Consider the following 21763-nt stretch of genomic DNA (forward strand, 5'->3'; position numbering starts at 1 on the left):
GCATATATGACCGCACAAGTAATAATTTACTTTGATCATCATCCACGATATCCACAGCCAATTCTAGATAATAATCAATTTTCTTATAGTTTATCTCACCTATATTCCCCAACATCCCATAAAAATAGCAATCCGTTAGTTTTTTATACCCTTTATAGTCACCGTTATCGACATTTTCCTTTAAAACCTCACACTCCTTTACTATGTCAATCATTTCCAATTCTCTTTCTTTCGATAGTATATCGAATGATAACAATGACGAACTAGACACTAGAACAAAAATTATGTAATTAACAATATTTATAAATATCTTCATTTTCTAACAAACAAGTAGATGCATGAATGCTCATGCGTCCAACATCGAATCTCTATTTACCCTGACAATATCTATTACTCAAACGGGTATAGATCCACATCTAAACTAGCACCAATGTTACTAATCCAATTAATATATTTTCTTTCAAAGGTTAGTGGCGGTGCATCTTCGCTGTAAATCGAAAGTGATACTTGAATATACACGTCCGCTCTGTCAGACAACAATCTAATCGAATGTTCTTTATCTACAGCTCTCGTGAATAAGCTTTCAAGGTGATCTGCAATTGTTGAAGAATAATCGACTTCGGAATTTACTGTACAGCCATTATCTTTCTCAACTATTGAACCTAATTTCCTTCTATCACCAACATCCCACAGCTCATCAAAGCTCATTCCAACCTGCCCGGAAATGTCTTTAGAAGAAACACTCTCATTCATAATACTTAATCTTGCATAAACTCTAATATTTACCTCACAAGTTATAAATATTGAAACCAGTAAACTCTCCAGGACCAATAGGCTTAACAAAAAGTATTTCCATCTCTATCTTTGAATAAATCGTATTTTAATCATTATTCTTCGGCTTCAAGTCGTGTAGATCTACTCCTTGACCTTACAATTTATCAATTTCACCTTTCGACAGTTTTTTATCATCTGCGCAACTTTCTGGAACACTCTTGTTATTTTGCCAACTCGGCCAATCACGTAAGTTAGGTATTAAGGTGTTTTACCCTTTGGCAAAAGAAATAACTGATCCGATTAGCATTTTCTGGAAACAAAGCCCTATCATTTAAATTTCAATGGCATATTAATGTATAATTAGGGCTCTGATTGAGTAAGCTACTACTTTTTTTAAGAGTCATATAGCTCTTATCAATTTCGCACGCTGGTAGTGCATAACCAGAAATTTTCTCACCATTTGTAATCCCCTTAAACCTGCATACATTGTTTGATTCAGCGCCATTAGCAAGTTTAATTGTTGATTTACAATAAACCTTCTTAATTTCAAACTCTTCTATCTCCCTCGAACCACTCCCTACTAGAGTTAATTGGAACATCATAAAAACCAGTACAAACGCAGTCACTGCAGCTAACATCATTTTAATTTGGGTTTTCAGATTATTTCTCACATACAACTCCTTTGACCAATCGACTATACGCGTCAACTCCCACACATAGTGGCCTCGATGGTGGAAACAATGTACTAGCCATGTCGGCTACCGTTTGTGTATATCCAGCAGCATCACATGCTTTTTTCTTAGCTTTTTTTTCACCTTTTTCAATACTGTCTTTTACCTCTTGCGGGTAATAATCCTCTGTAGGCCTATTGGGTATAGATGGTATTGGGAATGCTTGCTTCCCATCCGGATCTACATACCCTAACGGGTCACCATTTACATACCATAGAGGTTAAGCCAGGTCCCTAAGTTGAATATATGTAATCGAGGCACATACACAGAATTATTTACAGGGTCACTTGCCCGCCTCTTTCGTAATTTTGCTGATATCCCCTCCCTTATAAACGAATCCATAGTTTATAATCACAGCAATGATTAACCTTCTAGTAAATATAAAAGATACTCTAAATCTGACATAAATGATTTTTCATCATCACCTAAATCTTCATTGTTTCTTAAAGACAAGTATTTTTCCTCTACCATTGACTTACATTTCGATACAACTTCACTATCTATAGTACCCTCTATGTTTTCAATTGCATCCAAAGCATTCAACCTAGACTCCAAAGTATCATTAACTACATAGTGAGTCAGCTCATACAAGTATTCTTTCGCATTGAACTTTGAAATGGCGTACAGTATAGTTCCTCTTCTTCTGTAATTATCTTCTGACTTTATACAAGCAAAAAGGCACTCTAGAAAACTATCATCACCAATATCCCTCACTATCAAAGCCATGTTGTTTTTTACAAGATGCGAGCTAGTTAAAATTATATTTTTCTTAATAAATATCCCTATTTCATTTCTATCAACACACTCCAATTCATCAGTTTTTTTTTCAGATCTATATAACTAGTTTCTTCACTACATAAACTTCTCTTAAAATTTGAAACTAAACTCATAATAATACAACCTAGTAATTAGTATCCACGTGGTTTTACTAAACCTTTTCAGATATCATATAACTCTTCAACATTGGTTCTTGACTCTAAGTAAAATCCGTCATCAATTCTAAGTATCCAAAAAATACAGGTCCATTGCTTCTGCAATAAGTTTTATTTTTTCGATATTTCTCAAATCATAAGAATATAAATAATTTGTATAATCCCAACCTTCAAAATAGCTTATGCCTAAGGTTGGGATAACCAATCTATATAGGTATTTTGAGCGTATAGGGTATCTGCTTTGTTTTAAAACGGAGATTGCACACTCCCTATTTGAGAAATTCCTATATGAAACTCTTCTTTTTCTTCCTCTGCCAACCACTCTAAATGTATAACACTCATAGTTATCAATTAAATAATATAAAAATACATCCAGCTTTTTTAGATACATATCTATAACGTCATCAGAATAAAGGTGTAGTTTTTCATATTCATTTTCTAACAACCAGTGATCAAATACAGAAATCGCTCCAGACTCACATTCTTCCTGTATAGAATCGCAACCGTCATTTATTCTTATAAGATTGGGAAATACTGAACTTAGTTCTTTTTGCATAGCTTTTGAAACATTAAATGTTCGTCTACTATTTGTTCTCATATTAACATCTTAATTTCTTGCCATCTTCATTATAAGTCCCATCTCTATATTTTCCATGACCAAGATGGTTAGTCATGTAATAAGTATTTTGCTGGCTCTGCTGACGCATTAATAAGCCAGCAACACCGCCTTTTCTATCTGGTCGCCACACATTGCTTGCTAAAATGTTGTTTTCGCTGTCACGCTCTTGAAGCTCAATAAGACCTAAGCGAACAAAACGTTTATCTGCAGTTTTAATATTGTTTTCAAAGCGCTGATACACTCTTAGAAAATGATCGTGACCATATTCAAAGCGCTCCTCAACCTGAGCGCCATTTTTCTCGAAACGAATCTCGGTCAGTCTGTTTTCAGCGTCATTTAAAATAGCAATACCTGAATTTGTAAAAATAACATTTCAAGTTAAATGGTTAAAGGTCTTCTAGCATTTTTTGCTCTTCAAAAACTGAAACATCATACAACTCAGAGCAGTATTCTAGAAGGTTAAATAATACCTCTTTTTGTTCATCACTTAGAAAATGAAAGTCATAGCTTTCACTAAAACCAGAACCTTGAATATAAAGTAATAAAAACGGCATCATTTTCTCATGCCCAATACGTTGTTTTATTATATATTTACACAAAGATGGTAACAGCCATTTCATGCCTTCGTTACTTACACATAAATACTCGTCATAATATTCAGCCAAATTATTAACATCACTATCCAATACCCCTACAGGTATTCTGTCACTGATCATCTTTCTGATAATATTAGTTTTACCGACGGCAAAAAAAGCGTCTACATCTGGACACCGAACATCTGGAAAAGCTTTGTTAAAACGTCTGTTAAGCTCACCTTTGTCAATATAGCCCCAATACTCCACAATCCTATTCCCCTTAAGATTATTGACACTCCATAACTTCTCTAGCTCGTTCACAGTCTTCTGCTAACCTATTATACTTTTTCGCCCTTCTCTGAGCTTCTTTGATAGCTTGTGTGTCTTCCTGGCCAAAATTTTTCATCCCACTGTGCTCTAAGGTGGGCACACATATTAGCTTGGTGTGCTTCATTTCTGTAGTCTTGGCACTCATCACCAGAAGGAGGAAGTTCGGGACCACAGGAGTTTTTATAATAGTCATACATTACACTTGCTTCGCGGTCATCTACCCAACCTTTTTCCGGACTAGCATTCGTCATTGTGTTTGTTGGCGGAAATATCGGCAAAGCCGGTGGAGGAGTAACCATCGCTAAACGCCCATCCGGATCCACATACCCTAACGGGTCACCATCCACATACGCATAAAGGTTTATCCCTCCTTGCTCTTGTAGTGGATCGCGGTTAAGCCAACGTCCTAAGTTGGGCATGTAAAAGCGATAACCAAAGTAAACTATACCACTGGTAAAATCGCTGCGTTTGGTCGACATACCAAACGGCTGTAGAACGAAATCATCGCCACTTACTCGACCGTAAGGCGAATAACCTCGCTGGCTGAGTCTTTCTCCGGCCTGGTCAAACACACCATAGACATGACCAAGATGGTTAGTCATGTAATAAGTATTTTGCTGGCTCTGCTGACGCATTAATAAGCCAGCGACACCGCCTTTTCTATCTGGTCGCCATACATTGTTTGCTAATACGTTGTTTTCGCTGTCACGCTCTTGAAGCTCAATAAGACCTAAGCGAACAAAACGTTTCTCTGCGGTTTTAATATTGTTTTCAAAGCGCTGATACACTCTTAGAAAATGATCGTGACCATATTCAAAGCGCTCCTCAACCTGAGCGCCATTTTGCTCGAAACGAATCTCGGTCAGTCTGTTTTCAGCGTCATAGTCTGCGACAAATGGAACCTCACCTGGTAACAAGCCTTGAATTAAATTCCCGTCTGCATCGTAAATAAAAGCCTTGCTATCACCATCCCACGAGGAAATCTGGTTAAGCGAATTGTACGTGGCTTGTACTTGTGGTCTCTCTAGAGGAAGTAACTCGCTAGACTCTAATTGGGTGAGTTTACCTGCAACGTCAAAACCGAAAACAAAGTTACCGACAGTCTTCTCACCTTTTCGATACTCCAATTTGGAGATATCACCAATGTCGTCAAAACTTAATACCTGTTCCATACCGTTGGGGTACGTCAAACGACTGGCTACATTTTGCGGTGTATCGTCGTAAGTGATTTCAAACACTTGCTCTAACGCTGATACACTGGTCAAACGCCCAAATGTATCGTACTGATACTTGCCAAAGTTAAGACCGTTTAACGTGAGTGCTGAAACACGGTTGAGCTTATCAAAATCTAGCTCTATGGTATCGTCCTGCCACGGGCCATCGATACGCTTAAGTCGACTATCCTGAAATTGAATATTGCACCATTGGCTGGTTCATTCAGAACGGGTCTACTTAAATGCGCCCCATTAGAGCCATATAAAACACTTAAGCGATTTCCCAGAGCGTCTAGGTTATGATAGTTATGCTTCTCATCTCTCGTTTCTGCAACCAACTGTCCGCGCAAGTTGTAACGATAATCAACTTGGTTTGCATTAGCGCTAAAACAGAAAACAGAAATAAGTAAAAGGCAGAGTTTTCGATGTATATATAGTACAGGCACAAAGCTCGAAGAGTTTAATTAATGACTAATATCGATCATATAAAAACTATCAAGCAAGATGAAATCATCAGATTTTATACCAGCATAAGACCTCCTTATACCCTTGCTACTGCATAGTTACACGCATTAGTGAAACTAAGATCGAATCAGCCACTCACGAGTTTCGTATTTATATTCTCAATGAGGGTAGATAGATAATATTTTCGGGATTGATTCTGAGGCGCTGTTTTTCATATGGTAAAAACAAACAGTGCCCCAACCGGAGCGCTTTTGTTATTTAAGTGGGTTATTCCCAATTAAGGTAACTTTACCTAACATGCCACTACGCATTACGTCGAAGCCTTGTTGGAAGTCATCAATCTTGCAATGGTGAGTGATATGCCACCACAGCCCCAGAAAAGTGATACGTTACTCTCGCCGACTCAAAAGGCCATTCACCAAATGATGAATTCACAACTGTAGAGGCCGAATCAAGAGGCGGTCATACCTTTGAATGGTGGCTAATGAAGAGTCCGAATGTTGGTGAGATTGTCGCTCCCACCAAGCTTCGGAGCAAAATCATTGAGAATCTCAATGCAAGTTCAAGACAATATGAGACGAACGACTTGTCAGCTGCGTCATTGGAGACGCACTCATAGCACCGAAACTTAACCTATATCAGTCAGAACATATCGCGTACTTCGCCCTGCCCCAGATTTTTCTAAACACCCCTGCTCAACTAGTGCTGTTAAATGACGAGTCGCGGTAGGTTTGCTGACTTTGGCAACTTTGTGATATTGAGATGTATTGATCCCATCCGTAAAGTCACCATCAAGCATTCTATTGAGTACATTCACTTGCTCTGTTGCTAGTTGGGTTTGATCGATACGACGCCAAAAGTTGGCCTTAAATACCGTTTGTTCAATCTCTTTTAAAGCTTCATCAAAGGTTTCATTTAGGGTGTCAAAAAACCATACAACCCAAGCCGTAATATCAACATCACCCTTTTGAGTTTCCTCTAAGATCTCGTAGTAACTTTTGCGGTTTGCCAAAATACCTACCGACATCGCATAGAAACGAACCGATTGTTGTTCAGCTTGTGCCAACGCCAAGTCCGTAAGCAAACGAGTGATTCGGCCATTGCCATCATCAAGTGGGTGCAGAGTGACAAACCACAGATGTGTGATAGCTGCTCGAAGTAATGGATCAATAGTGGTGTCTTGTTTTGAGGCATTAAACCACTCTACGAACTGTGTAAGCTCAGCGTCTAGTATCTCACGTCCAGGCGCTTCAAAGTGAACAATGGGTCTATCGATTCGACCAGAAACAACCTGCATAGGTGCCGCCCCCCTGAGCCGGCCCCCAACCACCGGATTAAACATGGTGTAACCTTCAGGAAAAAGTCTATCGTGCCAGTGCAAGATTCTTTCTAGTGTAAGGGGATCGTCCAGATTATCGACAGCGTCCAGCATAATCTCAGCAAGTCCGTCTGTTTGTTCTGTTGTTGGAAAAGGACGTTCTTCTGTCAAACCAAGTTTATTAGCTAATGATGAGCGAACAGAAAACGCGTTGAGTTTTTCACCTTCAATTGCGCTGGAATGAATAATGTTTGCTAGCAAGGTATCAAGCATACTTTCTTTCTGGTCTTGAGGCTGACTTGTCATCTTTCCCAGTAAGATGCCTTGGTTTAAGCGTGTCTGTCTAAGTAAGGGCTCTACGACTGTTCTATCCCAGTTAAATTTAGGCCAATTAGGTTGTTGCCAGATCCACATATCGATACCTTGATTCGAAAGCTCATGTTTTTCAAATCACATTATGATGTGAATACCAGTATTATTCAAATCAAATTGTGATTCGAATAATTGTATTAATCGAATCATTAATTAGGGGATAGCGTGGCGACTTGTCGGTTTTCAAACGAAAAAAGGCGACAGTTTAACCTGTCGCCTTTTACTAATAAGAGCCTAAATCCTCTTATTCCCAATCAAGGATAACTTTACCTGACATGCCACTACGCATTACGTCAAAGCCTTGTTGGAAGTCATCAATCTTGTAATGGTGAGTGATGATTGGCGTTAGATCCAGACCAGATTGAATCAATGAAGCCATCTTGTACCATGTTTCGAACATTTCACGTCCGTAGATACCCTTGATCACAAGGCCTTTAAAGATAACCTGATTCCAGTCAATACCCATATCTGATGGTGGAATACCTAGTAGAGCAATACGACCACCGTGGTTCATTGTCGTTAGCATTGAGTTAAATGCTGAAGGTACACCTGACATCTCAAGACCAACATCGAAGCCTTCTGTCATGCCAAGCTCAGCCATCACGTCTTCAAGCTTCTGCTCTGCTACGTTGACTGCGCGAGTCACGCCCATCTTACGAGCCAGATCTAGTCGGTATTCGTTGACGTCAGTAATCACAACGTGACGAGCACCAACGTGTTTAGCCACAGCTGCTGCCATGATACCGATTGGACCTGCGCCCGTGATCAGTACATCTTCACCCACTAGGTCGAAAGATAGCGCTGTGTGTACCGCGTTACCAAACGGGTCAAAAATAGACGCTAGATCATCAGAGATTTCCGCTGGAATTTTGAATGCGTTGAATGCTGGAATCACCAGGTATTCAGAGAACGCACCAGTACGGTTAACACCAACACCTGTTGTGTTACGACACAGGTGAGTACGGCCGCCGCGACAGTTACGACAGTGGCCACACGTGATATGGCCTTCGCCCGATACACGGTCACCGATTTCAAAACCACGCACTTCTTGGCCAATACCAACCACTTCACCCACGTACTCGTGGCCAACAACCATAGGAACAGGAATTGTCTTCTGTGACCATTCATCCCAGTTGTAGATATGAACATCAGTACCACAAATCGCGGTTTTCTTAATTTTAATCAGGATGTCGTTGTGACCAAGCTCAGGCTTGTCTACTTCAGTCATCCAAATGCCTTCTTCAGGCTTTAATTTTGATAGTGCTTTGATTTTCATTACTTAATGATCTCCATGTCACGACCCACTTCGATAAATGCATCGATAGCGCGATCTAGCTGCTCACGGGAATGTGCAGCTGACATTTGTGTACGAATTCGTGCCTGACCTTTTGGAACGACAGGGAAAGAGAAACCGATAACGTAGATGCCTTTTTCAAGAGCGCGCTCAGCAAACTCAGCCGCTACTTTTGCATCACCCAGCATGATTGGAATGATCGCGTGGTCAGCTCCGCCCATAGTGAAGCCAGCCGCTTCCATACGTGTACGGAAATGTGCCGCGTTTTCCCATAGACGGTCGCGCAGATCACCGCTCTCTTCAAGCAGGTCAAGAACACGAATTGAAGCATTAACGATCGCTGGCGCAACTGAGTTAGAGAATAGGTATGGACGCGAGCGCTGACGTAACCAGTCGATCACTTCTGCTTTACCTGAAGTGTAACCGCCTGAAGCGCCACCCATCGCTTTACCCAGGGTACCTGTGATTAGGTCGATACGGTCTACAACATCGTGGTATTCGTGAGTACCTGCACCTGTTTTGCCCATGAAGCCGACAGCGTGTGAATCATCAACCATAGTAAGTGCGCCGTACTTGTCAGCAAGGTCACAAATTGCTGGAAGGTTAGCGACGACGCCGTCCATTGAGAATACGCCGTCAGTAACAATCAGGATGTTGCGAGCACCGGCTTCTTTTGCCGCAATAAGTTGCTGCTCTAGCTCTTCCATGTTGTTATTTGAGTAACGGAAACGCATCGCTTTACACAGACGAACACCGTCAATGATTGAAGCGTGGTTTAGTGCATCAGAAATGATCGCATCTTCTTTACCAAGAATAGTTTCAAACAGGCCGGCGTTAGCATCGAAACAAGATGTGTAAAGGATAGTGTCTTCTTTACCCAAGAACTTAGATAGTTTTTGTTCTAGTTCTTTATGGATGTCTTGAGTACCACAGATAAAACGAACAGATGCCATACCAAAACCGTGTACATCCATGCCCTCTTTACCCGCTTCAATAAGAGCTGGGTGGTTAGCAAGACCAAGGTAGTTGTTCGCACAGAAGTTAAGCACTTCTTCGCCCGTAGAGATTTTTACTTGAGCTTGCTGTTGAGAAGTGATGACACGCTCTGATTTGTAAAGACCTTCAGCCTTTACTTCTTCAAGTTGTTGTTGGATCTGTTGGTAGAATGCAGAAGACATTTCAAATTCCTTCCTAGTTATTATGGTAGTAAGCTTTTCGCTTATCGATTGTCTTCAGCTTAGAGCTAAAGACTAAAATCTGTTGTCTTAAGTGTAATTCAAGCACGTAAATTCCATTATCCCGTCGGGCGGAAAAACATTATTGAATCTGAGGCACAAATCATCCGCTTTAATGATGACTGAGCCGAAAAATGCAGCTAGACTTGCTACCAACTGCCACCCAACTATCCCGTTATGAAAAACACCAAACTGATCGCTCTGTTACCGGACTTAGCCAGCTTTATCCTTATCGTCGATGAAGGAAGTTTTACTGCAGCGGCAAAACTACTCGATGTTACTCCTTCGGCCTTGAGTAAGTTAGTTACCCGCCTCGAATCATCGCTGTCGGTTAAGTTATTTGAGCGAACCACGCGTAAACTGATCATCACCCGAGCAGGACAACAGGTTTATGATCAGGCGATGGTCATGGTGAATGCAGCCAAACAGGCAGTAGAGATCTCTACCTCTGATCACCAAGAGATGACTGGTGCTCTGACAGTGGCTGCCCCAGAAGCTTTCCTTAATTCAGTGCTTCAGCCTCATGTTGTTCCTTTCCTTAAGAAGTACCCCGAGATTCAACTTAAGTTACGCGCGGCAGATGGTGAAATCGACCTGATCCGGGACGGGATTGATGTCGCGTTTAAACTGACCGATAAACCCGATGAGAACCTGGTATTACGTGAGGTTAGCAAAACCAATCTGGTACTGTGCGCAAGTCCGGAATATATTGAGCAACGCGGTATGCCCACCCACCCAACACAGCTTGAACAACATGACTGTTTGTATCTTGCTGAGACAGACCGCGACCATATTTGGGACTTTTTTAAAGAAGACGAATACCACTCGGTGCCAGTAAGTGGTCGGTACGCGGTCAACCATTCACAGATGCGTTTAACCGGGGTCAAAAATGCTCTCGGTATCGGAATTTTTCATGACTTCGTTATTGCCGACGCTATCGCCGCTAAACACGTTGTTCCGGTACTTCCTGACTGGACGATCAAGAGTAACTATCACGGTGCAATTGCAATGCAATACCCGCAAACTAAATACATGCCTGCGCGTCTGCGTGGCTTCATCGACTATATGACAGAGCAGCTTAGCCACCTCAAATAAAAAAGCCCCGGGAAAATCCGGGGCAATACATTCAGCTTATTTAGATTAAGACGCTAAATACTCGCGTAGTTTGGTGCTTCTGGCGACGACCAGTGCGTCAAACACTAGTGTAGCGACAATCGCAGCGCCAGCCAGAGGGAAGCATAGACTGATCACGACGACAGAAACTAAACCGAGTTTCCAGATCCCGTCCTGCTCAAAACGAGCGGGTACACCAAGCTTATTCTGTTTGCTAGGACGGCGCAGCCACCACATCATGGCTCCGGTAATCGAAATTACAATAAATGCAATACAGAACAATAGGTTAAGCACTTTATTGACGACACTAAGGTCGCCCTGATGAAGGGATACGCCAGCCGCCATCAACTTCGCGATCACGCTATAATCCTGCCAGGTCACGTCTACTAATACCTCACCACTATATTGATCAATGTGAGTGGTTCTGTCCTCTCTTGGATCCGTAACATCACCCGCCATTGAGTTCGCAGCAATGGTATAAACACCAGTTTCAGACTGAGGTAAAAAGACCTTAAAGCGTGTAAATCCAAGTCGCTCCGCTTGTGCAATGACATTATCAATAGCCACAGACTGACTGGAATCATACCCCTGTACATGATGCTCGTGGCTACCACCATGATGACCAGTGGACTGCGGCACTGCAGCCTGCTCCAGATTCCATGGCATCTCTTCTTCACTGCCGTGATTTAAGCTAGCATGAGTTTGCGTAGATTGAGGCTTATCTCCCCATGTGTAGTACGTTGGAAAAGTATTCCACCCCTGAACCATTTTGGCGCCCCAGACTCCCGCCCATGCCAGACCAGAAAGAAGAAACAGCAGCAACACAACCGATAGTAATCCACCAAGGTTGGCGTGGAGGTCGCGCATCACAATGCGGCTACCGCTAGCAAATCTTACTGTTAAAAACCCGGCTTTCGCTGCATTGTCCGTTGGTAACCACATATAGATCCCAGAGATCAATAACAGAATACCCAGACTGGCTGAAACTTCTATCAGGTAATCACCCCATTGACCAATCAATAAGGTTCCATGAATATCGTTCGCCAGTTGATACCAACTATTACTGCGGTCAATTTCCCCCAGCACCAAGGCGCGATAGGGGTCAACCGTTACCAGAACAGACTCGCCGTCAGCCATTCGAACGTTGAATCGATTGGCACTTGAAGGATCTGCAGCGGAGACAAACTGGGTGATAGTTGCGTCTGGATACTTAGCCTGGACTGCTTGCATTTGTTGCTCTACAGAATGAGTAGCACCATTGGGAATAACGCTAATAATATCGCTATAGCGAAGCTGTTCTATTTCGTCGTCAAACAGCATCACAATGCCAGTAAGACTGAGCATTAACATAAAAGGGATAACGAATAGACCAGCATAAAAGTGCCAACGCCATGCGAGAAAATAGCGCGCTTTAGCGTTTTTACTCGCAATAACTTGCTGATTAGATGAATAAGTGTGTTGATTCGCTTGAGTCTGTGATTGACTACCCAGCATTACATTTTCCTTTTTTGGGCGCACAGCATTACACCCCGAATCACTTCGAGGTTGAGCGCTGAGCATTAACTTTACTTAGTGGCAAATTGCCTAATTGTTATGTGATAGAGATAAAGTTGGAAAAAGGAATCATTGGTGGCGCGCGAGGGATAGCGAGCTGAAAACGTTCACTTAGAGCCAAATAAGTGTACGAATCAATATCCGCTAAAGTCGTTCTGCGTGCGTGTTGGGGTGTTGGAAGAGAATCCTGGTGAAAACTGGAAAAGTGACTGAATGGACATGGCTTACTATGTTGAGTCTCTGCCGTGCCCTCTTCGACCTGAACCAGCTCGAAACCGTTGATGGTACAGAGTGTTGCCCATACACCAGCACTGGCGCCATGGGCGTTTATTACAGGCATCAGAGTCACAAGCACCCAGCTAAGGGCACTTGCAAATAACATGCTTCGCTTGAAGTTAGACGCTCTGTTCATTGGCACTCTCAATTAATAGAGCGCAAATATATAACCTTCTGCTAACAAACTCAGTAACCTGCGGTAAAAAACCTAACATCGATCATGGTTTTTTAGCATGGCTAGTGCGGCATTAAGAGAAGTTAGCCGAACAGCTTGCTCCAGATACTCGGGTTACGTTTATCGTGGTACTCAACGCGCAGATCATCCACCAGCTTCAGTTCAGCTTTGGCGGCTTCTAAATTACCTGCTTCGAGCTTTGCTTCAACAGAATCTAACGCGACAGATAGCTTATTGAAGCCTTCCAGATAAAGGTCGGTTTTCTCTGGTGGGTATTCACCCTGTTTCGATTGTTCAATCAACTCAGACAAGTTAGCAACCGCTGATTGCATCTGAGTAATCTCTTCTGCCTGAGCGGCCTGTTTGAATTCGACTTTCATCTGTTTCATGGTCGCTTTCAAATCGAAGTCACTGGCAAATGCTTGAGCTGACATTGCTAACGCTAATAGTGGAAAGAGTTTTTTCATTGTATTTATTCTTCATATGGAAAAGGAGAACAGAGTGTACTGAATAAACTCAGTACACTTGAGGTTAAATTTGTATCAACTTATAACGGTTGAAACTCTGCTATTGGCTCGCGCCCACGCAGAGCCAAAAATGCTAAGAACTGCTCGACTGAATGAGTGATAACCTGCTGACTGTCAACACCAGCATTCGTTAAAAGGTCTGCCACCAAATCTAAGCGACCTACATCCTGACAGAAATGCGCATCACTCCCTGTCGTAAAGTAGACACCTATCTCTTTACCTAATGCAACAATCTCACAGCAACGCTCAACACTCCCTACCCTGCTATTGCCACGCAGTGTCGTATTGTTGATCTCTATCGCTACGTTATGTTGCTTGGCACACTCGAGGACGCGCTTAAAATCGAAGTCGAAATTAGGATTGCCAAGATGACCAAGTGCATCCACATTACCACTCTGGATAGTGTTAATCAGCGCTTGGGTGTGAGCGGCTTTGTCGCTTGGTCTGAAGACGGGTTCGTGAAAGCTGGCGATAATCCAATCGAGATTCTTGTACGAGGTCGGGTGAACATCCACCTCGCCTTCGACATTGAGAATGTTAGCTTCCACACCACGGACAATCGCAACGCCCTCGATAAAGCGAGGTAACACACGTTGATTGGAGAAAAACCAATAATGAGGTGCTCCCGGCATAGACTCTGCGTGATCGGTAGTGCAGAACATTTCTAGACCATTTTCCTTCGCCAGACGCGCATTCTCGATAAGGGTGCTATACGCATGCCCGCTCGCATACGTGTGAGTGTGGGTATCAATAACCAATTTCATAATTAACAGCTGCTCGCGACCATTTTAACCTGTGCAAGAGCCTATCAATTTCGCTGCGTTGAAGTCCACTTAAACTCATATCAAATCCTTTCCGGTAGTAATAAAAGCATCAATACCAAGAGGTTTTTTTGCATGTTCCTCAGTTTGTTCAATACTTAGTATGTACTTGTAACCGGACAGATTATGAGAAAGCGTCGCTACTCCCTTAGTATTCATATCACTACTCTGTTTCTGATCCTCACGACACTGGTGGGGTCGGTTCTTATTGCCATAAGTTACCGTCACGCTCAGGAACTGCTGACAGGGAGCGCTAAAGAGCTAAGTCGCGAGCATAGTCGGGAACTGGAATCGACGTTCCAGGTCAGAGCAGGTCCGATTCTCACTACCCTTGATTTTATGTCGATGAGCGAAGAGATTGACGATCACCGCTCGCCAGAAAAACATCGACGTTTTCTCTCCTCTCTTAAACTCATTTTCCAGCGCAACCCAGGCGTTGTGGCACTCTATTATGCCAATGAATCGGGCGATATGACCTTGATACGAGCATTACGAACCAATGCAGATCGAGAGCGTTTTGACGCACCAAAGAAAGCCGCATTGATGATCAATAGCACTCAGGCTGCTGGCCTGAATCGATTTGTCTTTCTCGATGGTAGCTTCCGTCAGGTTGGTAAGCGACAAAGTAAAGATAATCAGTTTGATCCCCGTGTAAGACCCTGGTTCTCAGGGGCTGATTTGGATGGAGAAATACGCCTCACTGAGCCATATTTTTTTTACTTTTTGAAAACCACCGGAGTGACACTCTCACGTCGTTCTCCTGATGGTCGCAGTGTTGTGGGGGCTGATTTCACCCTAACGTCATTATCTGAGCAAATCGCCCAAATGGGACAGTCACCAAATACTCAACTAGTCCTGTTCGACAATCAGTTTAATGTGCTAGCTCACCACAATGTGGATCTGCTCCTCAGTGACGAGCAACAACCTAGTACCGACTCACTCAATAACAGCGTGTTCAGGACTGTAATTAACCGCAGCTCAAGCCAAATCCTTTATGAAACCTTAGAGCATGGTAACCAGAACTGGTCAGTGACCTTAACGCCGGTCAGCCTCAATGATAAAACTCGATTGCTACTCGCTGAAGCAACCCCTCAAGACGACTTACTCGCCTCATTGCTGTCGATGCGTGACAAACAGGTACGAGTCGCACTTGCGATGCTAATGATGAGTTTCGTCGTGGTCTGGTTGGTGGTACAGCGGCTCGCCAACCCTCTCCAGGCGCTGATGAGGCAAACCGACAATATCGCGCGCTTTGATTTCAAAAAGACCCGCTACTCAAAAAGTGTTATCAAGGAAGTCGCTAACCTGACGCAGTCAATAGAGCTGATGGAGCATACTCTCTACGACCTGCTTCATCTGTTGCGTGATACCGCCAGTAATCAGGATTTCGCGGTCTTGGCCAAAACCATCGCCCATCAAAGTTTCTTAGTCACCCGGGCTGAAACCATCATGCTCTATATTCGTGATGAGAAAAGCAACCAACTTACTCCGTCAGCAACTCAAGCCATTATCCCATTTAAAATAGACATCAATCAGCTACTTGAATCGACTGCATGGGTTAGTACAGATTTGCTTAAAGGCGATATTGTTCACCTTAACCGCGATGACAATGCACTGGCTCCATATCGGGATATCATCTACAACTCGGATGTTTACCTCTTTCCGTTACACAATCGCACTAACCAGTTAATCGGTGTGTTACTGCTCGGCTATGAACGGGCAATCACGCCAGAGCAAGCTGACAAACACGCATTCCTCAAAGAGCTACTCAGCTTTGGCGCCATCGCAAAAGAAAACATCGACCGCATAGAGCAACAAAAAGAGATGCTTAATGCCTTCGTTGAGCTTATCGCATCAGCTATTGATACCAAATCACCCTATACCGGTAGCCACTGTCAACGGGTACCAGCGCTCACTGAAATGTTGGTTAAAGCGACTGCAGATGACGACAGCTATTTTCCACTATTCTCCATGTCCAAGCAGCAATGGGAAGAACTGCACCTTGCCTCTTGGCTACATGATTGCGGCAAAGTCACCACACCCGAATATGTTATTGATAAAGCAACCAAACTAGAAACCATCTATGACCGTATTCATGAAGTTCGCATGCGCTTTGAACTCCTCAAGGCTCAAGCTGAAATCGACTACTGGAAGGGGATCAGTCAGGGTGGCAACAAAGAACAGCTTAAAGAAGCGTTAAACCTTAAACATAAAGCCTTAGACGATGATTTTTATTTCGTTGCAGAGTGTAATATCGGCGGCGAGAGCATGAGTGAAGAAGCAATACACCGCCTCAACAGCATCAGCCAGTACACCTGGACCCGAACTTTAGACGATCAAGCCGGGGTTTCATGGATAGAGAAAGAACGTGCGGGTCAGAATCAACCGTTACCCGTTGAGGAGAAGTTACTTTGCGACAAACAAGTTCACCTGATCGAATGGCAGGAAGGTAGCAAGCCACAAGATTTCTGGCAACAAGAGTTCGTTCTGGAACCTGGTGACTACAAATACAATCGCGGTGAGCTGTACAACCTTTCCATACAGCGCGGAACGCTCAACGATGAAGAGCGCTTTATCATCAATGACCACATCATTCAGACCATAATGATGCTCGACAGGCTTCCCTACCCTGAACACCTCAAAAACATCCCTGAGATCGCCGGTGGTCACCATGAAAGAATGGATGGACGCGGTTATCCTAAAGGTTTGTTTGAAGAGCAACTCTCTATTCCAGCCCGTGTAATGGCGATAGCAGATGTGTTCGAAGCGTTAACGTCTAGTGACAGACCATATAAAAAAGCCAAAACACTGTGCGAATCGATAGAGATCATGACCGACATGGCAACCAGCGGCCATATTGATCCTAAGCTGTACCTTATCTTCCTCGAACAACAAATTGACCAGCGATACGCTGAGAGGTTCTTAGCACCAAGTCAATGTGGTGCAATCGATCGTGAAGCGCATATACGAACCGTTAAAACCTTCCTAAAATCTCATTTCTGACCAGCCCCTTAATAAACGATTAAATTAGAGTAAATACGTAATTTTTATTGCAAAATGCAAAATTTCGTCCTGCCTATAATTTTCAACAAGTTAGGGTAACAATAAGTCAATATTTAATCGATTGCCCTCTCAAAGGTTGATGTATGTCAAAGAGTCATAGACAATACGCTGCCATCTGAACATTCAGCACCGTTTTTTGGCGTCAGCGTGAGCTGGCAGATTAAACAAGTGGCACGCTTTATATGGCTTTTGCCTATCAGTTTAATAGGCAGGACCGATTTTATAATTTGAGGTGTCGTTGATAGTGTTGGCTTACTTTAATGCCAGCCGACTAGGCACATGCTAACTACCTCGTTTCTAAGGGAAAGATGATGGTAATACCAGAAAACAGCAGCATCGTTATTTTTGGTGCTTCGGGCGACTTAACCTATCGTAAGTTGATCCCTGCTTTATATCACCTTTACTCAAACAAACAGCTGCCTGAGAACTTCGCTATCCTCGGCGTAAGTCGTACCGAGTACAGCGATGAGTCTTACCGTGAAAAGCTAAAACGCTCTCTTCAGGAAATGGAGAAGACTGAGCCGGCAACATTAGATGCTTTTATCAATCATCTGCATTACCAAGCGATCAACACCTCTGAGACTTCAGATTACGCCAAACTGTCATCGCGTCTTGACCAACTTGCAGACCAGTATCAGTTTGAACAGCGCAATACTCTGTTTTACTTAGCGACACCACCTAGCCTATACAGCATTATTCCAGCAAGCCTTGCAGCGCACGGTCTGAATAATGAAGATGATGGCTGGAAACGCCTGATCATCGAGAAGCCGTTCGGTTACGATCTTGCTTCCGCTCAGAAACTCGATAAAGAGATTCACGAGCATTTCCAAGAGCACCAAATCTATCGTATCGACCACTATCTGGGTAAAGAGACAGTGCAAAACCTTTTGGTATTCCGCTTCTCTAACGCGATGTTTGAACCGCTATGGAACCGCAACTTCATCGACTACGTCGAAATCACAGGCGCAGAGTTCCTCGGTGTTGAAGAGCGTGGTGGCTATTACGATGGCTCTGGCGCTGTACGTGATATGTTCCAAAACCACCTATTGCAAGTATTGGCGATGGTAGGTATGGAGCCACCAGCGCAGATCAACGCTGACTCGATGCGTGATGAAGTAGTAAAAGTCCTTCAGTGCCTAAAACCACTTGAAGAAGATGACCTGCGTAACAACCTCGTTCTTGGTCAGTACACTGAATCAGATGTACGCGGTGAGTTCTTACCAGGCTACCGTAATGAACCTGGAGTTGCCGAAGATTCGCGTACCGAGACTTATGTAGGCCTGAAAGCATACATCAACAACTGGCGCTGGAACGGTGTTCCTTTCTACGTGCGTACAGGTAAACGTCTGCCTACACGTGTTACTGAAGTGGTTATCCATTTCAAACAGACACCTCACCCGGTATTTGGTCAGAATGCACCTGAAAACAAGTTAATCATCCGCATCCAGCCAGACGAAGGCATTCAGATGAGCTTCGGTCTCAAAGAGCCGGGAGCAGGTTTCCATGCCAAAGAAGTGAAGATGAACTTCCATTATGCTTCTCTTCAGGAAACGCAAATGCTTACAGCATACGAGCGTCTGCTACTCGATTCGCTAAACGGTGATGCAACCCTGTTTGCTCGTAGCGACGCGGTAGAAGCGTGCTGGAAATACGTTCAGCCGATTCTAGACTTCAAACAAGACCCACAAGCACTATTTGGATACGCTTGTGGTACATGGGGACCAAAAGAGTCTGATGACTTGTTACAGCGTGATAACCGCGCATGGCGATTCCCTTGTAAGAACCTAACTGACACGGATTACTGTGAACTATGATCAATCACAAGATTTTTCAAACAGCTGAGCAAGTAGTAGCCAGCTTAGCTGACGACATGAAAGCGTTTAGCGAACTTGGCCGTCCTGTTCATATTTCGCTTTCTGGCGGTAGTACGCCAAAAATGCTGTTCAAACTACTCGCGACAGAAGCTTACGCGACTTCAATTCAGTGGAACAACCTTCACTTCTGGTGGGGTGATGAACGCTGTGTTGCCCCTGATGATGCTGAAAGCAACTACGGTGAAGCAAACGCGCTACTGTTTAGCCAGGTGAACCTACCTGCTGAGAACATCCACCGTATCCGTGGTGAAGATGAGCCAGCAACAGAAGCACAACGCTTTGCTCAAGAAATGGCGGCAGTGATCCCATGTGAAAACGGTACGCCTGTTTTTGACTGGATTCTGCTAGGTGTCGGTGCTGATGGCCACACGGCATCCCTGTTCCCAAATCAGACAGACTATCAGGATCAAAATCTGGCAGTACTGGCTTCTCACCCAGAGTCAGGACAGATTCGCGTTTCTAAAACAGCTAAAGTGTTAGAAGCAGCAAAACGTATCAGCTACCTGGTGCTTGGCGCAGGCAAAGTAGAGATCGTAAACGAAATTCATACAACTCCGGCAAGTGAGCTGCCTTATCCAGCAGCCAAGATCCAGTCTAAAGCGGGTCAGACGGAGTGGTACTTAGATTCAGACGCAGCAGCAAAAATCGCGTAATGCGAATGCGCAAATAGAAAATTGGAGAGATAAAATGAAAGGTGATATCGGTGTAATTGGCCTGGCAGTAATGGGTCAAAACCTTATCCTAAACATGAACGACCACGGTTTTAAAGTGGTAGCTCACAACCGTACTGCTGCGAAAGTAGACGAATTCCTTGAAGGACCAGCAAAAGGCACAAACATCATCGGTGCTTACTCTCTGGAAGAGCTAGTTGAGAAACTAGAAGCACCTCGTAAAGTGATGCTAATGGTTCGTGCTGGTGAAGTTGTAGACAAGTTCATCGAAGCACTAACGCCACTTCTGGACAAAGGTGACATCATCATCGATGGTGGTAACACTAACTATCCTGACACTAACCGTCGCGTTGCTGCACTACGTGAAAAAGGTATTCACTTTATCGGTACTGGCGTATCTGGTGGTGAAGAAGGTGCGCGTTTTGGTCCTTCTATCATGCCAGGCGGCTCTGCGGAAGCTTGGGAAGCAGTTAAGCCTATCTTCCAAGGTATCTCAGCGAAGACTGACGCTGGCGAGCCTTGTTGTGACTGGGTTGGTAACGATGGTGCAGGTCACTTCGTTAAGATGGTTCACAACGGTATCGAATACGGCGACATGCAGCTGATCACTGAAGCTTACCAGTTCATGAAAGATGGTCTTGGTATGTCTGCAGACGAGATGCAAGCAGTATTCGCTGACTGGAACAAAACTGAGCTAGACAGCTACCTGGTAGAAATCACAGCTGACATTCTTGGCTACAAAGATGAAGATGGTGAACCTCTAGTAGAGAAGATTCTGGACACCGCTGGTCAAAAAGGTACGGGTAAATGGACTGGTATCAACGCACTAGATCTGGGTATTCCACTGACGCTAATCTCTGAGTCGGTATTCTCTCGTTGTCTGTCTGCACTTAAAGATCAACGCGTTGAAGCTGAGTCTCTATTCGGCAAAACAATCACACCAGTTGAAGGCGATAAGCAGGAGTGGGTTGATGCACTTCGTCAGGCTCTACTTGCATCAAAGATCATCTCTTACGCTCAAGGCTTTATGCTAATGCGCGAAGCTTCTAACGAAAATGGCTGGGATCTAAACTACGGCAACGTTGCGCTAATGTGGCGTGGTGGCTGTATCATCCGTTCAGCGTTTCTAGGCAACATTCGTGATGCATACGAAGCGAACCCAGATATCGCGTTCCTTGGTTCAGACGACTACTTCAAAGGCATCCTACAAAACAGCCTGGCAGCATGGCGTAAAGTAGCGGCTAAATCGCTTGAAGCTGGTATTCCAATGCCTTGTACTATCTCGGCGCTTTCGTTCCTGGATGGCTACACAACAGCTCGCCTGCCAGCGAATCTACTTCAGGCTCAACGTGACTACTTCGGTGCTCACACTTATGAGCGTACTGACCGTCCACGTGGTGAATTCTTCCACACTAACTGGACTGGTACAGGCGGTGACACTGCGTCTACGACTTACGACGTATAATTCGTTAGCCGTTTGATAAAAAGCCGATTTGCTGAGCAAATCGGCTTTTTTGTTTGGCAATGGTGTATGGTCGCTACAAGCTCAAAATTGCCGATAAGGCATTAACAATATTTACTTTTTGTATATTCCACGAATAAACTCTATTTCCTCTTCGGACAATAGTTCACCCGACTTTTCCTTCTCATTCAGTAACTTGTCAACTTCATGCCTAATGTTTTTTAACTGCTGATTGTCGAGCCTTTCAAGCTCTGACTTTATTTTACTTAGTTCGATCCCACTCATACTGCCGCCAGGAACTCATCCACAACACTGGCCGTTATATCATAGGTTTTATATAGCGAAGATGTTTTTAGAAATGCCCTACA

Annotated in this window: 20 protein-coding genes; 5 read left to right on the plus strand and 15 right to left on the minus strand. The window is 43.7% G+C overall.

What is annotated here, in order from left to right:
- The 11 genes from RH46_RS17430 to RH46_RS17480 form a co-directional block, all read right to left on the minus strand.
- The coding region (locus RH46_RS17430) for a hypothetical protein (RefSeq protein ID WP_006880835.1) at nt 1-214 on the minus strand (214 nt) is incomplete at its 3' end.
- A 176-nt stretch (nt 215-390) separates the two neighbouring features.
- Nucleotides 391-753, minus strand: a complete 363-nt coding sequence (locus RH46_RS17435; RefSeq protein ID WP_006880836.1) for a DUF4279 domain-containing protein — start codon at nt 751-753, stop codon at nt 391-393.
- Between the two features lie 359 nt (nt 754-1112).
- Complete coding sequence (locus RH46_RS17440) at nt 1113-1445, minus strand: hypothetical protein (protein ID WP_006880837.1); 333 nt, start codon at nt 1443-1445, stop codon at nt 1113-1115.
- 423 nt (nt 1446-1868) lie between these two features.
- The gene (locus tag RH46_RS17445) at nt 1869-2231 is read right to left on the minus strand and encodes a hypothetical protein (protein WP_006880838.1); all 363 of its coding nucleotides are present in this window, start codon (nt 2229-2231) and stop codon (nt 1869-1871) included.
- Nucleotides 2232-2504: 273 nt separating this feature from the next.
- Entirely contained in the window at nt 2505-3035 is a 531-nt protein-coding gene (locus RH46_RS17450) for a hypothetical protein (RefSeq protein WP_006880839.1), read from the minus strand.
- Nucleotide 3036: 1 nt separating this feature from the next.
- A complete protein-coding gene (locus tag RH46_RS17455) occupies nt 3037-3297 on the minus strand; it encodes a hypothetical protein (RefSeq protein WP_006880840.1) in 261 nt (86 codons plus the stop codon).
- 145 nt (nt 3298-3442) lie between these two features.
- The gene (locus RH46_RS17460) at nt 3443-3952 is read right to left on the minus strand and encodes a hypothetical protein (protein WP_006880841.1); all 510 of its coding nucleotides are present in this window, start codon (nt 3950-3952) and stop codon (nt 3443-3445) included.
- Nucleotides 3953-3969: 17 nt separating this feature from the next.
- On the minus strand, nt 3970-5226 hold the full coding sequence (locus RH46_RS22505) for an RHS repeat domain-containing protein (protein ID WP_006880842.1): 1257 nt from the start codon (nt 5224-5226) through the stop codon (nt 3970-3972).
- Between the two features lie 1042 nt (nt 5227-6268).
- Nucleotides 6269-7372 carry a Fic family protein gene (locus RH46_RS17470; protein WP_006880843.1) on the minus strand — a complete coding sequence of 368 codons (1104 nt, stop codon included), beginning with the start codon at nt 7370-7372 and terminating at the stop codon, nt 6269-6271.
- Between the two features lie 202 nt (nt 7373-7574).
- Nucleotides 7575-8606 carry an L-threonine 3-dehydrogenase gene (gene tdh, locus RH46_RS17475; protein ID WP_006880844.1) on the minus strand — a complete coding sequence of 344 codons (1032 nt, stop codon included), beginning with the start codon at nt 8604-8606 and terminating at the stop codon, nt 7575-7577.
- Nucleotides 8606-9802 (minus strand): glycine C-acetyltransferase, encoded by a 1197-nt coding sequence (locus RH46_RS17480; protein WP_006880845.1) that lies wholly within the window; start codon nt 9800-9802, stop codon nt 8606-8608. Before RH46_RS17480 ends, tdh begins: the two co-directional genes overlap by 1 nt.
- Nucleotides 9803-10036: 234 nt before the next feature.
- On the opposite strand from RH46_RS17480, the gene RH46_RS17485 reads away from it, so the two are divergent.
- Nucleotides 10037-10954 (plus strand): LysR family transcriptional regulator, encoded by a 918-nt coding sequence (locus RH46_RS17485; RefSeq protein WP_006880846.1) that lies wholly within the window; start codon nt 10037-10039, stop codon nt 10952-10954.
- 45 nt (nt 10955-10999) lie between these two features.
- Here the strand turns inward: RH46_RS17485 and RH46_RS17490 are convergent, their stop codons facing one another.
- The 4 genes from RH46_RS17490 to RH46_RS17505 form a co-directional block, all read right to left on the minus strand.
- Nucleotides 11000-12466, minus strand: coding sequence for a PepSY-associated TM helix domain-containing protein (locus RH46_RS17490; RefSeq protein ID WP_006880847.1), 1467 nt, complete (start codon nt 12464-12466; stop codon nt 11000-11002).
- A 97-nt stretch (nt 12467-12563) separates the two neighbouring features.
- The gene (locus RH46_RS17495) at nt 12564-12938 is read right to left on the minus strand and encodes a hypothetical protein (protein WP_006880848.1); all 375 of its coding nucleotides are present in this window, start codon (nt 12936-12938) and stop codon (nt 12564-12566) included.
- A gap of 122 nt (nt 12939-13060) precedes the next feature.
- Entirely contained in the window at nt 13061-13444 is a 384-nt protein-coding gene (locus tag RH46_RS17500; RefSeq protein ID WP_006880849.1) for a cytochrome b562, read from the minus strand.
- A gap of 80 nt (nt 13445-13524) precedes the next feature.
- Nucleotides 13525-14268 carry a phosphatase gene (locus RH46_RS17505; RefSeq protein WP_006880850.1) on the minus strand — a complete coding sequence of 248 codons (744 nt, stop codon included), beginning with the start codon at nt 14266-14268 and terminating at the stop codon, nt 13525-13527.
- A gap of 183 nt (nt 14269-14451) precedes the next feature.
- On the opposite strand from RH46_RS17505, the gene RH46_RS17510 reads away from it, so the two are divergent.
- From RH46_RS17510 to gnd, 4 genes are all read left to right on the plus strand, one after another.
- Nucleotides 14452-17328: an HD domain-containing phosphohydrolase gene (locus tag RH46_RS17510; RefSeq protein ID WP_006880851.1), complete on the plus strand. Its 2877-nt coding sequence runs from the start codon at nt 14452-14454 to the stop codon at nt 17326-17328.
- Between the two features lie 371 nt (nt 17329-17699).
- Complete coding sequence (gene zwf / locus RH46_RS17515; protein ID WP_006880852.1) at nt 17700-19202, plus strand: glucose-6-phosphate dehydrogenase; 1503 nt, start codon at nt 17700-17702, stop codon at nt 19200-19202.
- Nucleotides 19199-19915: a 6-phosphogluconolactonase gene (pgl, locus tag RH46_RS17520; protein WP_006880853.1), complete on the plus strand. Its 717-nt coding sequence runs from the start codon at nt 19199-19201 to the stop codon at nt 19913-19915. Before zwf ends, pgl begins: the two co-directional genes overlap by 4 nt.
- Nucleotides 19916-19949: 34 nt before the next feature.
- Nucleotides 19950-21398, plus strand: coding sequence for a decarboxylating NADP(+)-dependent phosphogluconate dehydrogenase (gene gnd, locus RH46_RS17525; RefSeq protein WP_006880854.1), 1449 nt, complete (start codon nt 19950-19952; stop codon nt 21396-21398).
- The last annotated feature ends 365 nt before the right edge of the window (nt 21399-21763 follow it).

The sequence above is a fragment of the Vibrio brasiliensis LMG 20546 genome (assembly GCF_000189255.1).
Classification (GTDB): Bacteria; Pseudomonadota; Gammaproteobacteria; order Enterobacterales; family Vibrionaceae; genus Vibrio; species Vibrio brasiliensis.

Coding starts and splice junctions, on each gene's coding strand:
- RH46_RS17435 (WP_006880836.1), bottom strand. CDS start 753: ATGAATGAGAGTGTTTCTTCTAAAGACATTTCCGGGCAGGTTGGAATG.
- RH46_RS17445 (WP_006880838.1), bottom strand. CDS start 2,231: ATGGCTTTGATAGTGAGGGATATTGGTGATGATAGTTTTCTAGAGTGC.
- RH46_RS17450 (WP_006880839.1), bottom strand. CDS start 3,035: ATGAGAACAAATAGTAGACGAACATTTAATGTTTCAAAAGCTATGCAA.
- RH46_RS17470 (WP_006880843.1), bottom strand. CDS start 7,372: ATGTGGATCTGGCAACAACCTAATTGGCCTAAATTTAACTGGGATAGA.
- tdh (WP_006880844.1), bottom strand. CDS start 8,606: ATGAAAATCAAAGCACTATCAAAATTAAAGCCTGAAGAAGGCATTTGG.
- RH46_RS17480 (WP_006880845.1), bottom strand. CDS start 9,802: ATGTCTTCTGCATTCTACCAACAGATCCAACAACAACTTGAAGAAGTA.
- RH46_RS17485 (WP_006880846.1), top strand. CDS start 10,037: ATGAAAAACACCAAACTGATCGCTCTGTTACCGGACTTAGCCAGCTTT.
- RH46_RS17490 (WP_006880847.1), bottom strand. CDS start 12,466: ATGCTGGGTAGTCAATCACAGACTCAAGCGAATCAACACACTTATTCA.
- RH46_RS17495 (WP_006880848.1), bottom strand. CDS start 12,938: ATGAACAGAGCGTCTAACTTCAAGCGAAGCATGTTATTTGCAAGTGCC.
- RH46_RS17500 (WP_006880849.1), bottom strand. CDS start 13,444: ATGAAAAAACTCTTTCCACTATTAGCGTTAGCAATGTCAGCTCAAGCA.
- RH46_RS17505 (WP_006880850.1), bottom strand. CDS start 14,268: ATGAAATTGGTTATTGATACCCACACTCACACGTATGCGAGCGGGCAT.
- RH46_RS17510 (WP_006880851.1), top strand. CDS start 14,452: ATGAGAAAGCGTCGCTACTCCCTTAGTATTCATATCACTACTCTGTTT.
- zwf (WP_006880852.1), top strand. CDS start 17,700: ATGGTAATACCAGAAAACAGCAGCATCGTTATTTTTGGTGCTTCGGGC.
- pgl (WP_006880853.1), top strand. CDS start 19,199: ATGATCAATCACAAGATTTTTCAAACAGCTGAGCAAGTAGTAGCCAGC.
- gnd (WP_006880854.1), top strand. CDS start 19,950: ATGAAAGGTGATATCGGTGTAATTGGCCTGGCAGTAATGGGTCAAAAC.